The organism is Nitratireductor basaltis, from assembly GCF_000733725.1.
Taxonomy (GTDB): Bacteria; Pseudomonadota; Alphaproteobacteria; order Rhizobiales; family Rhizobiaceae; genus Chelativorans; species Chelativorans basaltis.
In genome coordinates, this window is record NZ_JMQM01000001.1 from 339,169 (window position 1) to 358,010 (window position 18,842).

At 59.7% G+C, this 18,842-nt stretch carries 18 protein-coding genes; 9 read left to right on the forward strand and 9 right to left on the reverse strand.

All coding sequences use genetic code 11. The annotated features are described in order from the left end of the window. The first annotated feature begins 119 nt into the window (after positions 1-119). The 6 genes from EL18_RS01585 (at position 120) to EL18_RS01610 (ending at position 6,690) form a co-directional block, all read left to right on the forward strand. Entirely contained in the window at positions 120-1,505 is a 1,386-nt protein-coding gene (locus tag EL18_RS01585) for an NAD(P)/FAD-dependent oxidoreductase (RefSeq protein WP_036479088.1), read from the forward strand. Continuing rightward, complete coding sequence (locus tag EL18_RS01590; protein WP_152553007.1) at positions 1,492-2,724, forward strand: NAD(P)/FAD-dependent oxidoreductase; 1,233 nt, start codon at positions 1,492-1,494, stop codon at positions 2,722-2,724. Before EL18_RS01585 ends, EL18_RS01590 begins: the two co-directional genes overlap by 14 nt. A gap of 4 nt (positions 2,725-2,728) precedes the next feature. Further along, entirely contained in the window at positions 2,729-4,165 is a 1,437-nt protein-coding gene (locus tag EL18_RS01595; RefSeq protein ID WP_036479090.1) for an FGGY family carbohydrate kinase, read from the forward strand. Between the two features lie 196 nt (positions 4,166-4,361). Next, positions 4,362-5,156, forward strand: a complete 795-nt coding sequence (nagB, locus tag EL18_RS01600) for a glucosamine-6-phosphate deaminase (protein ID WP_036479093.1) — start codon at positions 4,362-4,364, stop codon at positions 5,154-5,156. Then, a complete protein-coding gene (gene nagA / locus EL18_RS01605) occupies positions 5,140-6,333 on the forward strand; it encodes an N-acetylglucosamine-6-phosphate deacetylase (protein WP_051913652.1) in 1,194 nt (397 codons plus the stop codon). Before nagB ends, nagA begins: the two co-directional genes overlap by 17 nt. 123 nt (positions 6,334-6,456) lie before the next feature. Continuing rightward, entirely contained in the window at positions 6,457-6,690 is a 234-nt protein-coding gene (locus tag EL18_RS01610) for a hypothetical protein (RefSeq protein WP_244444494.1), read from the forward strand. Here EL18_RS01610 and EL18_RS01615 read toward each other — a convergent pair. The 3 genes from EL18_RS01615 to EL18_RS01625 are packed head-to-tail and all read right to left on the reverse strand — an operon-like array spanning position 6,687 to position 9,458. After that, on the reverse strand, positions 6,687-8,075 hold the full coding sequence (locus tag EL18_RS01615) for an amidase (RefSeq protein WP_036479098.1): 1,389 nt from the start codon (positions 8,073-8,075) through the stop codon (positions 6,687-6,689). The genes EL18_RS01610 and EL18_RS01615 overlap by 4 nt on opposite strands. Beyond that, positions 8,062-8,250, reverse strand: a complete 189-nt coding sequence (locus EL18_RS01620; protein ID WP_036479101.1) for a hypothetical protein — start codon at positions 8,248-8,250, stop codon at positions 8,062-8,064. The genes EL18_RS01615 and EL18_RS01620 overlap by 14 nt, the downstream gene beginning before the upstream one ends. Then, on the reverse strand, positions 8,247-9,458 hold the full coding sequence (locus EL18_RS01625) for an MFS transporter (protein WP_036479104.1): 1,212 nt from the start codon (positions 9,456-9,458) through the stop codon (positions 8,247-8,249). The genes EL18_RS01620 and EL18_RS01625 overlap by 4 nt, the downstream gene beginning before the upstream one ends. Positions 9,459-9,564: 106 nt before the next feature. Between EL18_RS01625 and EL18_RS01630 the strand changes: the two genes are divergently transcribed. Next, positions 9,565-10,143: a TetR/AcrR family transcriptional regulator gene (locus EL18_RS01630; protein ID WP_244444495.1), complete on the forward strand. Its 579-nt coding sequence runs from the start codon at positions 9,565-9,567 to the stop codon at positions 10,141-10,143. A 6-nt stretch (positions 10,144-10,149) separates the two neighbouring features. On the opposite strand, the gene EL18_RS01635 is transcribed toward EL18_RS01630, so the two are convergent. Both EL18_RS01635 and EL18_RS01640 read right to left on the reverse strand, forming a co-directional pair. Then, a complete protein-coding gene (locus EL18_RS01635) occupies positions 10,150-11,787 on the reverse strand; it encodes an FAD-binding oxidoreductase (protein ID WP_036479106.1) in 1,638 nt (545 codons plus the stop codon). An 18-nt stretch (positions 11,788-11,805) separates the two neighbouring features. Further along, positions 11,806-12,447 carry a glutathione S-transferase family protein gene (locus EL18_RS01640; protein ID WP_036479108.1) on the reverse strand — a complete coding sequence of 214 codons (642 nt, stop codon included), beginning with the start codon at positions 12,445-12,447 and terminating at the stop codon, positions 11,806-11,808. Positions 12,448-12,576: 129 nt separating this feature from the next. Between EL18_RS01640 and EL18_RS01645 the strand changes: the two genes are divergently transcribed. Beyond that, a complete protein-coding gene (locus EL18_RS01645) occupies positions 12,577-13,482 on the forward strand; it encodes a LysR substrate-binding domain-containing protein (protein ID WP_036479110.1) in 906 nt (301 codons plus the stop codon). 203 nt (positions 13,483-13,685) lie between these two features. After that, a complete protein-coding gene (gene nanR / locus EL18_RS01650) occupies positions 13,686-14,414 on the forward strand; it encodes a transcriptional regulator NanR (RefSeq protein WP_036479112.1) in 729 nt (242 codons plus the stop codon). Positions 14,415-14,445: 31 nt separating this feature from the next. On the opposite strand, the gene EL18_RS01655 is transcribed toward nanR, so the two are convergent. The 4 genes from EL18_RS01655 to EL18_RS01670 form a co-directional block, all read right to left on the reverse strand. Beyond that, the gene (locus EL18_RS01655) at positions 14,446-16,245 is read right to left on the reverse strand and encodes a D-apionate lactonase family protein (protein WP_036483676.1); all 1,800 of its coding nucleotides are present in this window, start codon (positions 16,243-16,245) and stop codon (positions 14,446-14,448) included. Positions 16,246-16,323: 78 nt separating this feature from the next. Then, entirely contained in the window at positions 16,324-17,148 is an 825-nt protein-coding gene (locus EL18_RS01660; protein WP_036479114.1) for a phosphogluconate dehydrogenase C-terminal domain-containing protein, read from the reverse strand. A 375-nt stretch (positions 17,149-17,523) separates the two neighbouring features. Then, positions 17,524-17,988, reverse strand: a complete 465-nt coding sequence (gene derI / locus EL18_RS01665; protein WP_036479117.1) for a D-erythrulose-4-phosphate isomerase — start codon at positions 17,986-17,988, stop codon at positions 17,524-17,526. Continuing rightward, complete coding sequence (locus EL18_RS01670; RefSeq protein WP_244444496.1) at positions 17,985-18,782, reverse strand: triose-phosphate isomerase; 798 nt, start codon at positions 18,780-18,782, stop codon at positions 17,985-17,987. Before EL18_RS01670 ends, derI begins: the two co-directional genes overlap by 4 nt. Positions 18,783-18,842: the final 60 nt, after the last annotated feature.

Consider the following 18,842-nt stretch of genomic DNA (forward strand, 5'->3'; position numbering starts at 1 on the left):
TGACTGATTACTACCGAGCAGTCAAAATCGGCGTCGGGCTGCTTGAAGTCGCGGTCCGCTGCGTTCATATTGGATTTCCTGCCTCTGCATGAGGCGCCTCCAACAGAAGGCTCGGCCAAATGCCTGCCAGTACTGCTCCCCAATCCTCCTATGACGTCGCGATAATCGGCGCGGGGGTGGTTGGCTGTGCAATTGCAAGGCGGCTGACACTTGATGGGGCCAGGGTGGTGGTGCTGGAAAAGGCCCTGGATGTGCTGGACGGCGCTTCGAAGGGCAACTCTGCAATCCTGCACACCGGCTTCGATGCGCCGCCGGGTTCGCTCGAGCAGGCATGTATTGCGGCAGGTTACGGCGAATATCTGCAGATAGCAAAAGCCTTGGGGCTGCCGGTGCTGCGCACGGGCGCGATGGTTCTGGCATGGACACCGGAACAGGAAGAGCAGCTTCCCGCGCTTATCGAAAAGGCGCATCTGAACGGGGTAGAAGATGTTGCGCCACTGACGCGCGCTCAGATCCTGGAGCGTGAACCTCATCTCTCGCCTCAGGTTCGTGCGGGTTTCGAAATACCGGGGGAATATCTCATCGATCCATGGGCGTCCGCCCATGCCTATATCCTGCAGGCGCTTGCCAATGGGGCGGAGCTTTTCAGGGGCACTGAAGTGCTTGCAGGTGTGTATGAAGACGGTTGGCGGCTGAAGACGACCGGCGGTCCGGTGGCAGCGGCTCATGTGGTCAACTGCGCCGGTCTTTACGGGGATCTGGTGGATGATCGGCTTCTGGGCGAGAAGAGTTTCACCATTCGCCCGCGCAAGGGGCAGTTTCTGGTGTTCGACAAGGCGGCGTCCGATCTTGTCTCCACCACAATCCTTCCGGTCCCGACAAAGACCACCAAAGGTGTCGTTGTCTGCAGGACCGTTTTCGGCAATGTGCTGGTTGGCCCCACAGCTGAAGACCAGGAAAGCCGCACGGATGCCTCGACGGACAGGGAGGCGCTTGAACGCCTGCGCCGGAAGGGTATCGAGATGCTGCCCGAGCTTTCGGACTGCGAAGTCACCACGGCTTATGCTGGCTTGCGACCGGCCTGCGAAAAGCAGGATTACCAGATCGCACATCATTCAGCCCGTTCCTATGTCACGGTTGGTGCAATCCGCTCGACCGGGCTCAGCTCCGCGCTCGGGATTGCACGGCATGTGGCAGGATTGCTGCAGCTTTCGCGCGATGCTCTGGCCGATCCGGCGATCCCTCTTGTGGACCGGCTTTCCGATTATCACCCGCGCGACTGGCAGGAGAAGGACAATGGCGGAATTGTCTGCCACTGCGAACTGGTGACCAGGCGCGAAATCGAAAGGGTCCTGTCCGGCCCCATGCCGCCTGCAACCTTGCAGGGGCTGAAACGGCGGACGAGGGCCATGATGGGTCGTTGCCAGGGTTTCTACTGCACTGCCGAGATTGCGGAGATCACAGGGGACAGGCTGCAGGTTCCGATTGGACATGATGATGCGTGAGGCAAGCTGCACGGTAGCGGTGGTGGGTGGCGGCACTGCAGGTCTCGCGCTCGCCCGTGAGCTCAAGCGCCTCGATGCCGGCTCCGTCGTGGTTCTTGAACGTGAAGCCCAGGCCGGAGGCACGCCCCGTCACTGCGGCCATTATCCCTTTGGTATCCTTGAATATAACCGGCTGATGAAGGGGCCGGACTACGCAAGGCGCAATTGGGAGGAGGCGGAAACCGCCGGTGTGGAGATCCGCACGGGAACGAGCGTTACCAAGCTGTTGCCGGGTGGAAGTCTGGAAGTGGTGGACAATGAGGGCGTCTACAGGTTGAACGCCGAGCGGGTGGTGTTGTGCACGGGCGTGCGCGAAAGCAGCCGTCCGCAGCGTTTCGTCGGCGGGGACAGGCCGCTTGGGGTTATCACCACCGGCGCCCTTCAGTCATCGGTGTATCTGAAGGGGATACGACCATTCGAAAGGCCTGTGATCTTCGGCTCCGAACTCGTCTCCTTCTCCTCCCTTCAGACCTGCGCCCATCTCGGCATCAAGCCGGTCGCCATGGTTGAGGAGGAAGAACGCATCCGCGCACGCGGTGTGTTCACGCCCTATCTTTGGCTCAAGCATGTGCCGCTTCATGTCGGCGTTTCCAATCCACGGATTTTGGGGCGTGAGCGGGTGGAAGCCCTGGAATTTACCGATCACAAGGGACGAGCGAGAAGGATCGAAACCGACGGCATCATCATTTCCGGTCGCTTCCGTCCGGAAGCGGCACTGTTGCACCGCAGCCACCTCGAAGTTGACGGAGGGACGGGTGGTCCTGCCGTCGATCAATACGGGCGGTGTTCAGACCCTGCATATTTCTCGGCAGGCAATCTTCTGCGCCCGGCTGAAACATCAAGCTGGTGTCATGCAGAGGCGCGGGAGATCGCCATCGGCATTGCCGCTGATCTGAGGCAACCATCGAAATCCGAGAGCGTAGAGCTTCATATAAAGGACAACAGGATCTCATTCGTCATGCCTCAGTCTCTATGCCTGACGGGGGGCAGGGCCGGCATGAGCAATGTCTATCTTGGTCTGAACATGCCCGTCGATGCCAAGCTCGCAGCCTACAGCTCCGGGCGGCTGTTGTGGTCGCAGCGTTTGCGCAGTCGGCCTGTCAGGCGGATAACGATCCCTGTGGCCAAGCTTCTCGATGCAGGGCCGGATGGTCCGGTGGAACTGACGCTGGAAGACTGACGCAATGAGACTTGCGGGCATAGACCAGGGCACGACGAGTACCCGCGCATTGGCGACAAGAGCGGACGGCTCTATCGAAGTCGTCCATTCGGCGAGCCACAAGCAGTATTACCCCCGCGATGGCTGGGTCGAGCATGATCCCGAAGAGCTGATAGCCAATATCCGGAAATGCGCGGATGCCGTTTCGGATGCGGACGCGCTTGGTATCGACAATCAGGGTGAGAGTTGCATCGCCTGGGATGCGCGCAGCAAGGAGGCGCTCTCCCCGGTCATCGTGTGGCAGGACAGTCGCACGCTTCAGGCCTTGGAAAGGCTCAGGGAAGACGGTTTTGAAGCTGAGACGCTGGAAAGAGCGGGGCTTCCCATGGATCCGTATTTTTCCGCCAGCAAGCTTGGCTGGATTGTCAATAATGTTCCAGCCGCACGCGAGGCGCGGAAGAATGGAACGCTGCGTCTTGGAACAACGGATGCGTTCTTTCTCGACCGCCTGACCGGCACGTTTGCAACTGACGTTTCGACGGCCAGCCGGACCTCACTGATGAATCTTCGCACGCTGGAGTGGGATCCGGTGCTTTGCGACCTTTTCGGCGTGCCCATCGAATGCCTGCCGCCGATCCGCTCGACCACGGGCGATTTCGGCGCGCTTGGCACCGCTGCCGGTCATCTGCCCGTGACGGCCAGCGTGGTTGATCAGCAGGCTGCTCTCTATGGCTTTGGCTGCCGGCAGAAAGGTGATGCCAAGATCACCTTCGGGACGGGCGCATTCGCGCTGATGGTGACTGGCGAGGAGATCATTCGCAGGCCTGATCTGGGCTTGCTCCCGACGGTCGGATGGCAATTGCAGGGGAGTGATGCGGTCTATGCGCTGGACGGTGGCGTCTTTACCGCGAGCGCTGCGGTAAACTGGGCAAAGTCTCTCGGACTGTTCTCCGATTTCGCCAAGATCGATACTTTCGGGAACAACAGCGCTGCCGAGGGTGGTCTCTTCTTTGTTCCAGCTCTGGCGGGGCTGGGCTGTCCCTACTGGCAACCGCGTGCGCGTGGCCTCTGGTCGGGACTGTCACTCGAACATGGTCCCGATGTCATGGTCCAGTCGATACTTGAAGGGGTGGCTCTGCGCTCTTGTCAGGTGATGGAGGCGATGGACCGGTGCGTGCCGCTTGCGCACGGCATATGCATTGACGGCGGAATGAGCCGCAACACCTATTTTACCCAGTTCCTTGCGGATGTTTCGGGACGCACGATATCGCCCGCGATCATGCCTGAAGTCACCGGGCTTGGCACGATCTGTCTTGCTGGCGATGCGCCGGGCATAGCCTATGATGCAGCAGTGCCGTGCGGCAGCATTCAGCCCAAGCGCGATCTTCGGCATCTGCTGCCCCGATTTGCGGATATCGTGTCGCTTTCCCTGAAGGGCAGTCGTGATCTTTCTTCGGGATGAAGTCTGGCTTCCCGGTTGTGCTTGAGCCCGTCTATTGGATATCCAAGCTTGATTTAGAGCCTAGGCGGGAGCAGAAACCGTCTAGTTTCAACAAAATCTTGCGGTCAAGGCTGGTGGAGGCTTGATGATGCAGATGAACATCGCATCTTCGCTCATATCAGGCGCGCAAGGCTGGCTGGCGCGGTAAGGGTTGACCATGGCGACCATCCTCATTCATCCAGACACGCAGTCTGCGATCAGGGCCACGGCAGAACGTCTCCTGCAGGCTGTTCAGGGAGATCACGATGCGGTCCTGGGCCTGGCCACCGGCGGAACGATGGAGCCGGTATATCATCAGCTTGTGCGAAGGGCGGATGAGGCGCGTCTCTCCTTTGCAGGCGTGACCACCTTCAATCTGGACGAATATGTCGGGCTGGCGGCAGACCATCCGCAGTCCTATCGAAGCACGATGAACCGCCTGCTGTTCGATCACGTGGACATTCCGCGCAACCAGACATATCTGCCGCGCGGCGATGCGCAGGACCCATCGGCCGAGGCGATTGCCTATGAGGCGGCGATCGAGGCTGCAGGCGGTATCGATCTTCAGCTTCTGGGCATTGGCCGGAACGGACATCTGGGTTTCAACGAGCCGTCGTCCTCGCTCGCATCCAGAACACGCATCAAGAAGCTGGCCCGCTCCACCCTGGAGGCCAATGCACGGTTCTTCGGTGCTGGCGAGCGAATGCCCACCCATGCGATCACCATGGGCATCGGCACGATCATGAAGGCGCGCAAGTTGCTGATGCTGGCAATGGGTGCCAGCAAGGCGGATGCGGTCGCAGCTGCTCTCGAAGGACCTGTGACGGCTGCCTGCCCTGCCTCCATCCTGCAGTTCCACCCCGATGTGACGGTTGTTCTCGACCAGGAAGCTGCCTCCTGCCTGAAACTGCGCGACTTCTATGAGGATATCCATCCTGGCGGACAGGAGGTCTATTTTGCCGGCAACAGCTGAGTATGTTCTCGAGGCATCCACGATCTATCCGGGAGGGGGGGAGGCTCCACTTTCAAATTGCACGGTGCATGTGCGCGATGGCTTGATTGCTGGTATCGGAGCGTCCGCTGGTTCCCAGAACCTGCCGCGGATCAGGTGTTCCGTCCTTGCCCCCGGCTTCATCGATATCCAGATCAACGGAGCAGGCGATGGCCAGTTCAACGATGCGCCGGATACCGCAACGCTGAAACGCATGGTTCAAGGGGCAGCCAAGGGTGGAACTGCCCATCTGCTCGCGACCTATATCACAGCACCCGGCTTCGGATACCGACAAGCCATGGAAGCGGTGGAGCGCGCGAGGGAGGGGAGGCTGCCCGGACTTCTGGGACTGCATCTGGAAGGTCCTTTCATAAGCCCCAGGCGCCCGGGCATCCACCCTGCCAAGGCCATTCGCCCATTGGGTGATCGAGATTTCGACATACTGCTGGGGTCAGGTGATCATCCGCGGCTCATCACCCTTGCGCCGGAAGAATGCGCGCCGGGTGCCATCGAGCGTCTGGCAAGTGCGGGTTGGCGTGTTTTCCTTGGCCACAGCCTTGCGTCATACGAATTGATCCAATCGCGCATAGCCGAGGGCCTTTCAGGCGCAACGCACCTCTTCAATGCGATGCCCCCTCTAGCCGGACGGGAGCCGGGGCCGGTCGGTGCCGTTCTTGACGGCAGTTTACCGTTTGCGGGGCTGATTGCCGACGGCATCCATGTGCACCCGGCCAATCTTGCACTCGCATATTCCTGCGCGGGACCGGACCGTCTCTGTCTTGTCAGTGATGCCATGCTGACATTGGGCGGAACCGCGACCGAGTTCAGCATTGGCGACAAGCGTGTCCATCTGCGCGATGGCAGGCTCGTGGATGATCAGGGCACGCTCGGCGGAGCGAATCTGGCGATGGATGAGGCGGTGCGCAACATGATCCGGCTGACAAGCGCGCGACCGCAGGATGCGCTGGCCATGGCGTCCACCACTCCTGCAAAAGCATTGGGGCTTGAGAATGAGCTCGGATATATCCGTCCGGGTCATCGGGCCAGTTTCACCATCTGCGATACCGACTTGAAGGCCAGTGCTACCATCAGTGACGGCGTGCTTCTGCACCGGGAATTCGACAGCCGCAGGGATGAGCAGTGGGCAATACTCGACTGAAGAATTTCAGGAAGCGCCAGACGGCCTGCGAAAGCATTTTTGCTTGCAATCGCTTCGGTCCCGGGATGGGTTGATGCACCGATTCGCAATTGCCGAAGAATTTGAATGCGAGGGAGCCAAACCGTGAGTGAGCCGACTGTAACTGAAGCGATCGACAATATTTATGCGTCCCTCCATGCGGACAACGAGGATATCGACGAACATATTGCCGAGCTGAAAGCAGCAATGGCTCGTGAAGGTGTGAAGGAAGCCGTTTTCGATCCGTCCAGACTGGCCCAGAACAACCGCGCTGGACGCAAGACCATGCAGGCCTATTTTCGCCAGCGCGGTGTAAAGGTGAAGTTTTCGGCCGATTAGGACGTCACAAGCGATCTGGATCGAGGATCTCTTGTCGATCTCAGATCCCTGCGTTCCGCGGTCCGTCCGAGTTGCAGCAGCAGGTTTTCGCAATGGTGCGGTCCCATGAACTGTACGCCGAAGGGCAGACCGGATGAATGCACGCCTGCCGGAACGGTCAAGGCAGGCATTCCGGTCAGGTTTGCGACAGCGTTCAGCCGGACATAGGCCTCGACCACAGATTCACTGGTTCCGTCCGGCCAATCAAAAGTCTCCTGGTCTCGCCGAGCGGCAACCTGCGGGACCGTCGGCACGATCAGCGCGTCAACCTGATAGAAGATGTTGGACCATACTGTGCGCAATCTTGCTTGTGCCTGTTTCGCTGCCAGATAATCCTGCGCGGGCAAGAGGCTTCCGGTCTCCAGAAGAACGCGGACGTCATCACCATATAGCCCCGGCATCGAACGTATGTTTTCGCGGTGCACGAATGCAGCTTCCGGCAGCATGACGCCCCATTGAGCCGGCATGATCGTTTCAGTTGCCGGGATGGTGATTTCCACCAGTTCGGCACCGGCATCGGCGAGCGAAGCCTGCAGGTTTTGCATGACGGTTTCGATTTCGGGATCCAGCCGGTCGTAGAAGTAGTTCCCTGGCACGCCGAGTTTCACACCCCTGAGATCATCCTTTTTCACCTGTCTTGCCACTGCCGTATCCGCCTTCCCGGCGGATGCGAGAAGCTGGAACATCAGGTCCGCATCCAAGACTGTCCGTGTGATCGGGCCAACGTGATCGAGCGAAGCTGCCAGGGGATAGATGCCGTCAAGCGAGATGCGGTCCTGCGTGGGTTTCAATCCCACGACACCACACAGTGCTGCGGGCACTCGAATTGAACCTCCCGTGTCCGTCCCGAGAGCGGCAATCGCACCACCATAGGCCACCGCCGCAGCCGAACCTCCACTCGAGCCGCCGGGGGTGTGGTCGGGATTCCACGGATTTGCCGTCTGCGGGGTGGTCAGACCGAACGCGAGTTCATGAGTGTGGGTTTTACCGATGATGATGGCACCGGCCTCGCGCAACCGTGTGGTCACATGCGCATCATGACGGGCAATATGGCCCTCCTGCACGCGTGAGCTTGCACTTGTGGGGTACCCGGCGATGTCGATCAGGTCTTTCAGGGCGACGGGTATACCGTGCAGGGGTGAGATCGGTTTTCCGGTCATCAGTTCCTGCTCGGCACGCATGGCTTCCTTCCGGGCCTCGTCGAACCGAAGCAAGGCAAATGCCCCGACATCATCATCGATTTCGAGGATACGGTCGATGACCCCATTCACAAGTTCGACCGGCGACAGCTCTTTGTGAGCTATCAGCTCTGCGGCTTCGGCTATGGAGAGTTCAAAGGTTTTCATCGCTGGAGCTTTCCGTATGCGAGCTGGTTTTCGATGCGGGGTCCTCAAGCTTCTGTATGAAGTTGCGGATGTGGGTCAGCGTGGCCGCAACCAGTTCCAGTCGATCTTCGGCAAGAGGCAGATGCTGCTGGCGGGCAAGTTCGGCTATTACTTCCGGGCTATAGGGGGGGATCATGCTGATTGCTCCACCGGTACGAACCGGCTCTTGAAGAGGTTGAGGGCGAGGGAAAGGGCGGCAAGTGCGATGATGGCCGCACCGAATATCGTTGCGGTTTCAAACAGTCCTGCGCGCTGCGCCATGAAGCCTGCGATCAGAGCCGGCAAGGCATTGGCGATATAGCTTTCAGTGTAGAACGCCGCGAGCAGGCCTGCGCGTTGTTCGGGGTTGGCGAGGGCCGCAAGGCTTCGCATGGCGCCAAGAAATCCCGCGCCGAAACCGAAGCCGGAGACGACTGTCCCTGTCATCAAGGTCACCATGCTGTCCATGTGAAGGCTCGCCAGTATGATGGCGGGACCAAGGATCATTGCGAGGCTGCCTGCCAGAAGTGCCGTTCTTGCTTCCTGCCCGCGCAGCGCCACAATCGCGAGAGCGCCCGCCAAAGTCAGTCCGGCCACTACAGCACCGCCAAGCGTTTGCACATGGTCATCGGCGATCTCGACGATCAGAGAGGGCATCAGGGACAGGAAGAAGCCGCCCAATGCCCAGACCGCGATATTGATCGGGGACACGATCAGAAATGTGCGCCGAGCGTGCGAAGGGACGTCCATGCGCAGGCGGGGTTTCCAGGGCCCGGCTGAAAGGGAAGGGGAGGTTTCCGTGCTTCGGACAGTACGCAGGGTCTGTACGGTGAAAAGGAGCACCAAAAGCACGAAGCCGAGATGGAGAGGAGCCGGAGCCATCTGCGCGAGCAGGCCGGATCCAAGCGCTCCAACGCCCATCCCGATCATCGGCGCTATGCTGTTGATCGTGGCGCCCTTCTTCTGGTCGAGGTCGAGAAGTGCTGCGGCAAGCGCGGTGGTCGCCAGGCCTGTTGCAAAACCCTGAACGATGCGCGCGACAATCAGCCAGTTGCTGTCGCGCGCCAGCAGGAAAATTCCCATGGCCGAAAGCTGAATGCTCAGTGCCAGCAGGATGACCGCGCGTCGGCCGAAACGGTTCGACATCGTGCCAAAGAACAGAAGGCCGACGAGCAGTGCCAGTGCGTAAACCGCGAACACCAGAGTAATGGTAAAGGCCGAGAAGCCCCATTGCGCCTGATAAAGTGGATACAGCGGAGCTGGCACACTGGAGGCGGCAAGGAAGGCTATCAGGGTCAGCGCGTGTAGGCCCAGTCCCGGTTTCTGCCGGGAATGAGCATGTGTTTGTCCGGTAGTGGAGGTCATTGGAGATTCCCATGTAAAAGCTAATTTTTTGCGTTATAGTGAAGACGAAGACTTAATGCAAATATTTTGCTTTAAGCGAGTCAGGTTTTTTTGACGGGACATGCAAGTGATTGAAAAGACTAAAAATAACGAGGTAGCCGGTAGCGTTGCCGCGCGACCTGGTGGGCGATCGGCCCGCATTCAGGCAGCGATCTTCAAGGCAGTGGAGGAGTTGAGGCAGGCGCCAGACGGTCCTGACATGACGGTGCCTGCTATTGCGGCGCGAGCAGGCGTTACACCTTCCACCATCTATCGACGCTGGGGTTCACTGAACGAGCTTCTGGCGCAGGTCGCAGCCAAGAACCTGCGCCCGGATGCGCCGCCGGAGGCTACCGGTGACTGGCGTAAAGACCTGGAGATCTGGTTGCACCAGTTCGTCGAGGAGATGTCCTCAGAGCCCGGCCGTGCGATGCTGCGCGAAGTTCTCGGTGGTGAGCGCGAGGAGAATGCGGGCCAGTGCTCCGCATATACACGCCAGCAACTCGATGCGATCCTTGATCGTGCAGGTGATGGTTCTCAGGCGCCAACCACGGACAAGCTGCTGGATGGTGTCATCGCACCGGTCATGTATCGCATCCTTTTCACCAGTGCTGCACCCGATCATGACTATGCGTGCGCATTGCTGCAGCGAACACTGGAAGCTTGAGGCAGTTCAGCTTGCGGGACCGAACGTCTCATGATGAACCTGCTCCGTGGAGATGCCGCGCTCTTCCAATCCTTTTGTCAGGGATGAAACAAAGCCGACCGGACCGCAGATCATGAATTGAGCTTCTGGTCCTGCACCCAGGGAGATCAGGTCTTCTGCCGACACGTGCCCTTTTATCGCAGTGGCAGGAAGAGGGAGATCCTGCGGGCGCGGTGCGGAAATGCATGTGCGCAGCGTAAGGTTAGTGGCCCGTGATGCCAGTTCGGCTATCTCGTCGCGGAAGGGATGCAGCGTACCGTCTCGCACGCCTTGTACGAAGAAGATGGGTCGTGAAGTTCCTGTCCGGATCAGATCATGAAGCATTGCCATCATCGGCGTCACGCCAACACCGGCACTGACCAGCACAAGTGGCGTCTCGCCGGGTGGTGCAAGGAAATCACCTGAAGGCGAGCCAGCCTGCACCGTGTCACCGATCGCCAGATGATCGTGCATGTGGACTGATGCAAGTCCCGTCGGCTCGCGTTTGACGCTGATGCGATAATGCCGTTGCGAGGTTGAACCCGACAATGAATAGCTGCGGCGTACAGGTGTCGCATGGCCGGGAATTTCAAGTTCAAGCGGCAAATGCTGGCCGGGCAGGAATGAGGGGAGTGGAGTGTCATCCACGGAGGCCAGATAGAAGGACGTGATTTCGCCGGTCTCGGCGACCTTTGCCTCGATGCGCAACTGGCGCATGTGCGACTTGTTGGCGTGCCAGCGTAGCGAGATGGCGCCCGGCCGCTCGACGACCTGCTCGATCGTGACGACCACTTCGCGACGTGCCTGCGGGTCGCGACTCCCATTTCCATCCCATAGAACTTCCGCGCGTCCCGTCACATGCAATAGTCCGCCGCTCTCGAAGTCGACGAAGAGCATTCCGATGCGTGGATCGCGAAGCAGATTTCCGATCGTATTGAAAAAATTGTTCCCCGCATAATCGGGGAAGCGCAGTTTGCCATCACCAGTGATCTCGACAAAGCCGGGCGCACCTCCTCGGTGCGATGCGTCAAAACCCGACGTGCCCTGGCCATCCGTTCCCACCAGTCCGGAACCGACGAAAAAAGTGTCTGATTTGGAGATCCATTCTTTCTGAGGCGCAGTCAGATGCCTGGACCTCCTGGCGCGAATTGCCGGACCAATGGTGGGTTCCACACGGAACAATTCGCGCTCGCGAATGTATTGCGGGCAGTTGCCGAAGCTTTGCGCCACTTCGAGCATGAAACCACCCCCATCCTGCCGCAATCGACCGTTGACGCGATTGCGCCGGCGGGTTGCCAGTTCTATGCCCAGCACGCCCAGCTCGGCACCCGTGGTGAAGCCCGGTCCGAGGGGATCATCCGGGCCAGGACCTTTCGGCAGGAACAGGCAGCGCGGATCCGCAGAGGCTGCATCTCCCTCTTCCATCTCGATGAGAGAAACCCAGCGGCGACCGGCCTCATCGGCTCCGGCAATGATGAGAAACGGCAAAGCGGCGAAGAACGCGCGATGCTGTTCAGGCATGAAGTCCCGGATGAACCGGCTTGCCTGCGCAGCGTTCTGCGCCACTCCGGCACGCTTTTGTGCCGTGAGTTCGCCGGCATGGAATGGACTGTGCAACTGTAACATTCAGGCACCTCGCCGGCGTCAGGCGAGGGCAGGCGAGCGCGCCATCGCGACAAATCCAGGCAACGCCTCGATATTCTGCAGCCAGGAGCGGATGGAAGGGTAGGGCTCCAGAGAGACACCGCCTTCCGGTGCATGGGCGATATAGCTGTAGGCCGCAATATCCGCCAGCGTGGCCCGTTCCAGTGCAAGCCATTCACGTCCCTCCAGACGCGCTTCCATTACTGCGAACAGCGCATGTGCTTTCTCAACTGCGCCTTGGTGGTCGAGCGGAACGCCGAAAAGCGTGGCCAGGCGAGCCGAGCAGGGGCCTTGAAAGATTTCACCGGCAGCCACAGACAGCCACCGTTGTACTTCCGCGCGTTCCAATGGATCACGTCCGGCCCAGTTGTTCAGATCGCCATAGCGGTCAGCCAGGTAGACAAGGATAGCATTGGAATCGCTGAGCGATATCCCGTTATCCTCGATCGCGGGTACCTGACCGAACGGACTGATCTTCACGTAATCCGGTGCCTTGTGGGCGCCATTTGCCATGTCCAGGTCGACGGTCTGATAGGGGACGTTTAACAGTGCCAGCATCAGCTCCACGCGATGGCAGTGCCCCGATTTCGGGTTCCGATAGAGCTTCACGGCGTCACCATGGTGTGCGTCTCGTCTCGACATGATCCTACCTTTCACATTCTCGAATTCGGCATTTGCCGGATGAATGTGAAAAGTAGTAGCTGCCGATTTTGGAATTAATCCCATATATGTGAACTTCATCATTGCAGAAAATGAAACAATGAGACCCGTATGGATCGGCTGCAGGCACTGAAGGTATTTGTCATGGTGGCGCAGGCGGAGAGTTTCACCGCGGGCGCAAGGACGCTTGGCCTCAGCGGATCTTCCGCCACGCGCGCTATCAATGAACTTGAGGAAAGTCTGAAGGCCCGCCTGTTCACGCGTACGACACGCCGTGTGCGGCTGACGGAGGTTGGCAGAGACTTTCTTGAGGAAGTGCGCGATGTGCTGGCTCAGCTGCAGGCTGCCGAGAGCGCTGTGACGGGTGCTGCGGAAAAGCCGGCGGGGCAGCTTCGTATCACCTGCCCGCAGGAGCTGGGGCGCATCTACATTGCGCCACTCGTTGCCGAGTTTCTCGAAGCCTTCCCGGAGGTCAGCGCCCAGTTGCTGCTGGTGGACCGAAATGTCAATCTGGTCGAGGAAGGATATGATGCAGCGGTGCGGATAGGAGATTTGCCCTCCTCGGGTCTCACGGCGTTGCGTGTCGGGGCTGTGCGCCGCGTTCTGTGCGGCTCACCGGAATATTTTTCGCGCTTTGGACAGCCCCTGCAACCAGCGGACCTCGGCAGGAGCCATCGTCTGATCCTGACAGGCGCCACGCGGCGTGAATGGCGGTTCGGCCATGACCAGCGCATGGTGGTGCGGGTGGAGCCCCGGCTCGTCGTCAACAGCGTGGCCGCTTCCATCGAGATCGCGCGAAAAGGGTGGGGGATTTGCCGCGCATTGTCCTATCAGGTTGCCGATGACGTCGAGGCGGGCCGTCTTGTATTGGCGCTTGAAGACCATGAGCCTTCCCCGGCTCCGGTTCAGATCGTTTATCCGCAAGGTCGCAAAAGTCCGGCGAAGCTGCGCGCCTTTATCGACTTCGCCAGCGAGCGACTGCGCAAGATCCCGGCGTTGAGGCTTGACGGGCGATGATCGAGCGTCGCATGCAGCAGCATTCGAGGCGTAGGCCTTGCTGGTGCGGAGGGTGATATCGGGCGAGTGCACCCCAAAAGCAAGTGCGAAAATGAACTGGTGATTGGCAGTCACTTCTGCCTGTCAACTGGTTATACCACTTGAGAAGTCAACTCCCGACGCGGTACACTGCAAATCATTTACCGCAGGAAAGCTCCGCATCCATGGCTATTCAGGAAGCAACCAACTCTGATCGAATTGTGCGCAGGAAACTGTCAGACGAAGTGTTTGACCGCCTGCGGGCAATGATCCTGACCGGGGAGTTGCGGCCTGGAGATACGGTGCCTTCCGAACGCGATCTGATGGCGCGCTTCGGTGTCGGGCGTCCTGCCGTGCGCGAGGCGCTTCAGACCATGCATATCATGGGGCTGATCACGGTTTCCCATGGTGAGCGCAGCCGGGTGAACGAACTTACGCCAACAATGGCTTTCCAGCAGGTAGACGCCGTCGCGCAACTGCTGCTGACCGCAGAGCCGGAAAACCTCGAACATCTCAAGGAAGCGCGAAAGCTGTTCGAGGTCGGTATCATAAAGGCCGCAGCGGTGAAGCGTACCGAAGCTGACATCGAAGAACTGCGACAGCTCCTGAAAGAGCAGCGAAGCAAGCTCGGGAACGCGCCCGACTTCATCCGCGGCGATATCGCGTTTCACACGAAAATTGCCTCGATCTCGGGTAATCCGATGATTACGGCGGTGGCAAGCGCAATGCTGAAATGGCTTTTCCATTACCACACTTCGCTTCTGCACTGGTCAGGTCGCGAAGATGTGACTTTGGACGAGCACGAGCGGATCATCGACGCATTGGCCAAGGGCGATGCCGATCTCTGCGCCGAGATCATGACGGTGCATCTCGATCGGTCCGATGCCTATTACCGTCATCACCGTCGAGCGTGATCCTCCGGCTGTCGCCTCAAGCGAAGCTTGCTCAACCCGAGAACGGGATCTGTTCAACGGCATAGGGCGCGAGCGTCAGGCTTGTGCCGGATGCCACATCCACCTGCAGGTTCCGCTCCGTGAGATTGGCGATCAACAGCATGTCGCCAACCGCCAGGGACGCTACTTCATCCGCATTGCTGGTATGGACGGTTCTCGCCGGTCGCCCGGCCAACCTCGACAATTGGCAAAGCAGGGACCCTAGGGGCGTTAGGGAGTCCCGCTGGGCAATGCCGCGCAGGCCCGCACCGGCGGACGGGGTCCAGACTTTGATCCCGAAGGGAAGTGTGGCCGCGAGATAGCCCAAGGTATAGGCTGCGGCGAACTGAGCACTATGGCGCGGGTCCTCGTTTGCCATGCAAATGCGTTCACCGCTAGGGTTGTTCATTGTGCGCGAACCATATGGGTTCTGCCGCATCGGAATCGACGACAGGCCAAGCCTGTAGGCCTTTCGGCCGATAATCGCGCGCGTGGAGCGGAATATCCATGGCAGAGCCGACAGGGTTTGCATGACACTCCTGTCGTCGGCTGCGTGCACGATCGGATTCGTCCCATGCGCAACATAATCCAGATGTCGCAGGGGCGGGCGCTTTCGATTGAGCTCGGTGAAGTATGAAAGCATACCTCCGCCCAGGACTATCCCGGGGAATGCGTCGCGCGCTTCCCTGTAGATCTCTTCAAGAGGTGGGCAGTCCGGCCAGGTGCTGCCTGGGGGCGTCGACTGGCGGTCTACCGAGGGGCATACGAACAGAGAGGCAGGGAAAAGCCCCACCCGTTTCACTTCGGCGGCCAAAGCCTGGAACTCGGCGGCGAGTGAGCCTTCGCAAGCTACAGCGTATTCGATATCCACATCCGCATTCAGCAGTTTTGCAAGTTCTGCGAATGGTTGCAGGTTGAGCTCTCCGGCGACCGCATCGATATGTGCTGTCAATCGTTGCGGGCGAACTGCTGAAATGTGCTCGGGCCTGTCCAGCGCCTCGCGCGCTTCATCCGATGTCAGCACCAGGGCCAGTTGCGGTATGCGCCCCTCGGCCTCCTTGGCCACTTTCAGTACGGGCCGCTTTCCCGTCGCTGCGACATTCGAGCGACCGGAGAAGGAAACGGCAATGGATTGGGACAGTGTTTCTTCAGAACGGATCAGGTAAGGCCACGGCAAGGCGAGCGGGCGATTGTAGGTCTTGAAGGATGCGTCCGACCATTGGCGCTGATCCTCCATCTCGAACACGTCGCCTGCCATTTCGCAGCGGGTCTCGACACCTGATTGCCGGTGCGTGATCGCGACGATGTCCATGAAAGGCTGCCACGGCTCGATTTCGTTCGGCAGCGAAGTGTCCTCGCTGCTGCCGTCCGAGTGCTCCACCCGAACTGGACAGCCGGAAGCGGAGACGGGGTGCAGAATGGTGAAACCGGCACGATTGGTTTCAAAGTCTCCCCGTGCCTTCGCTTTCGAGAGAAAGCGCAATCCGCTGTCTGAAGCTTCGATCTTGAGAACGGCATCAAGGTGAGCATCGCCGTTGGTGAAGCGGGCGCTCCAGCTCAGCTCCAGCCGACCATTATCCCTTCGCTCCTCAACCGGCCCCAGAGCGGCCGCGATCGTCCCCCAGTCCCGGTCACGGACAGGGAAGGTGATGCCGCGCACGACCTCGACCCCATCGAATGATATCTGCGAGATGCCACCCTCGACCAGATCGAAGGCTAAACGCCCGATTTCATAGCGCACTGATATCGGACGGGGAGCGGTGGTCCCGAAAAGGCGCGTCAGCTCCGCGTCCGTGAATGAAGGTTCGCTCATGCTGCCGGTCCCGGAGCGTTGCCAGTCTGCGGTTCGAAGATATGCATGCATCTCCTCTGGAAACTCCGTCTCCGCGCCTCAGGTGATACGCTGTATGCTGGCTGCAATCTCCTCGGCCTCAAAGACGCGCTTCCAGTCGTCGCGCATGAGTGCCGGCTTGCCGTACTCGATTGCCTTGTTGCAGGCGTCCGAGAATACGCCGTCGACTTCCTTGAAGATGACCGCACCAAGGATGTTCATGTGACCAAGCAGGAAGTCGCGGGCTGCTTCCGCAGGTACACCCCGTCTGACGACCTCGTCCATGGCCTCGCGCATCACGTCGAGCAGCGAGGCGCAGACGGTTTCCGACAGGCCCGGTTCGAGCATTGCCATCTGTTCGACGGTCACGCGATGCGAGCGGAAGACCGGGGCGTAGATCGCCTTGCCAACCTTTTCGCCCAGCGCATAGTCCTCTTCCGGACCCTGCATGAGCGCGTTGACGATGGCCTGCTTGGCCGCCACACCACCGAAATAATCGTGCCGACCTTCATAGGTCTCCTCATCATTGAAGATGGGAGGATGGCAGGGGTGGGTCACGAAGTAGGTGACGTCCTTGCGATCCGGCAGATGTCCGGCGAAGGGGCCTGCCGCGTCGAGGCAGACGACCATTGCCCCGCTCTCCACGCGGTCGATGATCTGGCTCGATACGGCCCTGATGGCGGTGTCCGGTACAGCAAGGACAATCACCCTTGCATTGGCCAGAGCCTCGTCAGCGCTTACACAATCGACTCCCACAGCGTCCTTCAGACGTGCCTGTCCCGCATCCGATACCTCCACATGGGCCACATCGAAATCGGTATTCACGAGGTTCTTCGAAAGGCGCACGCCCATTTTCCCGCCCGCACCGAACAAAGCCAGTTTCATTGTGAAGAGCCTCCAAAGCTGTCAACATATATACTGGTATGATGAGATACTAATCGCCCGGTGGTGTCAAGGAGAGGGGAGGCTGCGTCACAGCTCATGACATAATGTGCTGGGGGCAGAACATGGCCCTTCATGTGCAGGGAGGGCGATGAACGAGGGCACTTGAATTTCATTGAATCGGGTCTGAACCGCAGAGGCATTCCGAGTGTGAGCGGGCGTAGCGCAAGCGCGTCGAGACATGCATCTTCCGGGACGCGGATGCGCGAACGCCTGGAGCGGACGTCCGGGGCTAGCGGGCGACAGAAGTACCAGCCCCGACGCGGACTGATTGCCACCGTCGGCTACGGCAGATGGCTGTTGCCGGGGGGCTGCGAACTACCGGTGCTGATGATACTTTGCGTCGAGCGCATCAATGGCTTGGACATTGGCCGCGGAGCGTCCCTGTGGATCGAATTCCTGGGCAAGCCAATGATCAGCAATGGACTTGGCGAGCTCCAGCCCCACCACCCGCGAGCCCATGGTGATGATCTGTGCATTGTTCGACAATGCCGCACGTTCTGCCGAATAGGTGTCATGGGTTTGTGCGGCGCGGATGCCTGGAACCTTGTTGGCCGAGAGACAGACACCTATCCCCGTGCCGCAGCAAAGAATGGCGCGGTCGTAGTTTCCCTCCAGAATGCCCTGGCATACCCGGTCGGCAAGCTCGGCATAATATTCGGTGCCGCCACCTGGGGCATCGCTGGCTTCGGTGACTGCCAGTCCGTCCCGGTCCTTCAGGTAGTCGTAAAGGGCACGGGCAAGGGGCGCTCCGGCACTATCTCCTGCGATGATAAGCTTCATGCTGTAGTCTTCCTTTTTTCGGCAATGGCACAACGGGAAAGGATGTCGAGATAGCCCTCCACACTCCAGGCGGCCCGGCCAATGAAGAGGCCATCGACATCCGGACATGTGACAAGTTCGGTGCAATTGGCGGCGTTGACGCTGCCGCCATAAAGGCAGGGAACGGGCTGCCCGCTGAGCTCGACTGCAACCTTTCGGATCCTGGCATGGCGCGCCCGGACGTAATCCGGCGGGGCTGGGGTGCCGCCGTCGCCGATGGCCCATACCGGCTCGTAGGCGAATAGCAGGGGGTTTTTGAAGTCTTCGTCTTCCAGAAATGAGAGTGCGGCTTCTACCTGTGTCTTCAGCACGTGGTCGGCTTCGCCCTGCAGCTTTTGTGCAGCGGTTTCCCCGATGCAGATCAGCGGTATCAGGCCGTGGTCAATCGCGGCCTTGACCTTGCGACCAACGGCATCGTCAGTCTCGTTGAAGTGCGTGCGTCGTTCCGAATGGCCAAGTTCCACAATCCTGGCACCGCAGTCGGCCAGCATGGGCGCGGAGACTTCACCCGTCCAGGCACCGGATGGCTCCCAGTGCATGTTCTGGGCGCCGACGAGAATGTCTGTTCCCTCCAGCAGCTCGGCGACTTCACGGATATAGGGGAAGGGCGGAATGATGAAGCGCTGCACATGCTTTGCGCCCTGTGTGCCGGCCAGTCGTTGCGCGTAGCGGCGCGCTTCCTCGCCGGACTTGTTCATTTTCCAGCTCGTGCCAATCCACAGCTTCTCCGCCATCGCCATCGATCTCTTCGCCATTGCAGTTCGGCCAGCTTGTTGAGGTAGCCATCTCTCGTCAACTGGTATAATGAGATAATC

Coding starts and splice junctions, on each gene's coding strand:
- EL18_RS01645 (WP_036479110.1), top strand. CDS start 12,577: ATGGATCGGCTGCAGGCACTGAAGGTATTTGTCATGGTGGCGCAGGCG.
- EL18_RS01660 (WP_036479114.1), bottom strand. CDS start 17,148: ATGAAACTGGCTTTGTTCGGTGCGGGCGGGAAAATGGGCGTGCGCCTT.
- EL18_RS01670 (WP_244444496.1), bottom strand. CDS start 18,782: ATGGCGAAGAGATCGATGGCGATGGCGGAGAAGCTGTGGATTGGCACG.
- EL18_RS01615 (WP_036479098.1), bottom strand. CDS start 8,075: ATGAAAACCTTTGAACTCTCCATAGCCGAAGCCGCAGAGCTGATAGCT.
- EL18_RS01635 (WP_036479106.1), bottom strand. CDS start 11,787: ATGTTACAGTTGCACAGTCCATTCCATGCCGGCGAACTCACGGCACAA.
- EL18_RS01590 (WP_152553007.1), top strand. CDS start 1,492: ATGATGATGCGTGAGGCAAGCTGCACGGTAGCGGTGGTGGGTGGCGGC.
- nagB (WP_036479093.1), top strand. CDS start 4,362: ATGGCGACCATCCTCATTCATCCAGACACGCAGTCTGCGATCAGGGCC.
- derI (WP_036479117.1), bottom strand. CDS start 17,988: ATGAAGCTTATCATCGCAGGAGATAGTGCCGGAGCGCCCCTTGCCCGT.
- EL18_RS01655 (WP_036483676.1), bottom strand. CDS start 16,245: ATGAGCGAACCTTCATTCACGGACGCGGAGCTGACGCGCCTTTTCGGG.
- EL18_RS01620 (WP_036479101.1), bottom strand. CDS start 8,250: ATGATCCCCCCCTATAGCCCGGAAGTAATAGCCGAACTTGCCCGCCAG.
- EL18_RS01585 (WP_036479088.1), top strand. CDS start 120: ATGCCTGCCAGTACTGCTCCCCAATCCTCCTATGACGTCGCGATAATC.
- EL18_RS01625 (WP_036479104.1), bottom strand. CDS start 9,458: ATGACCTCCACTACCGGACAAACACATGCTCATTCCCGGCAGAAACCG.
- nanR (WP_036479112.1), top strand. CDS start 13,686: ATGGCTATTCAGGAAGCAACCAACTCTGATCGAATTGTGCGCAGGAAA.
- EL18_RS01595 (WP_036479090.1), top strand. CDS start 2,729: ATGAGACTTGCGGGCATAGACCAGGGCACGACGAGTACCCGCGCATTG.
- EL18_RS01640 (WP_036479108.1), bottom strand. CDS start 12,447: ATGTCGAGACGAGACGCACACCATGGTGACGCCGTGAAGCTCTATCGG.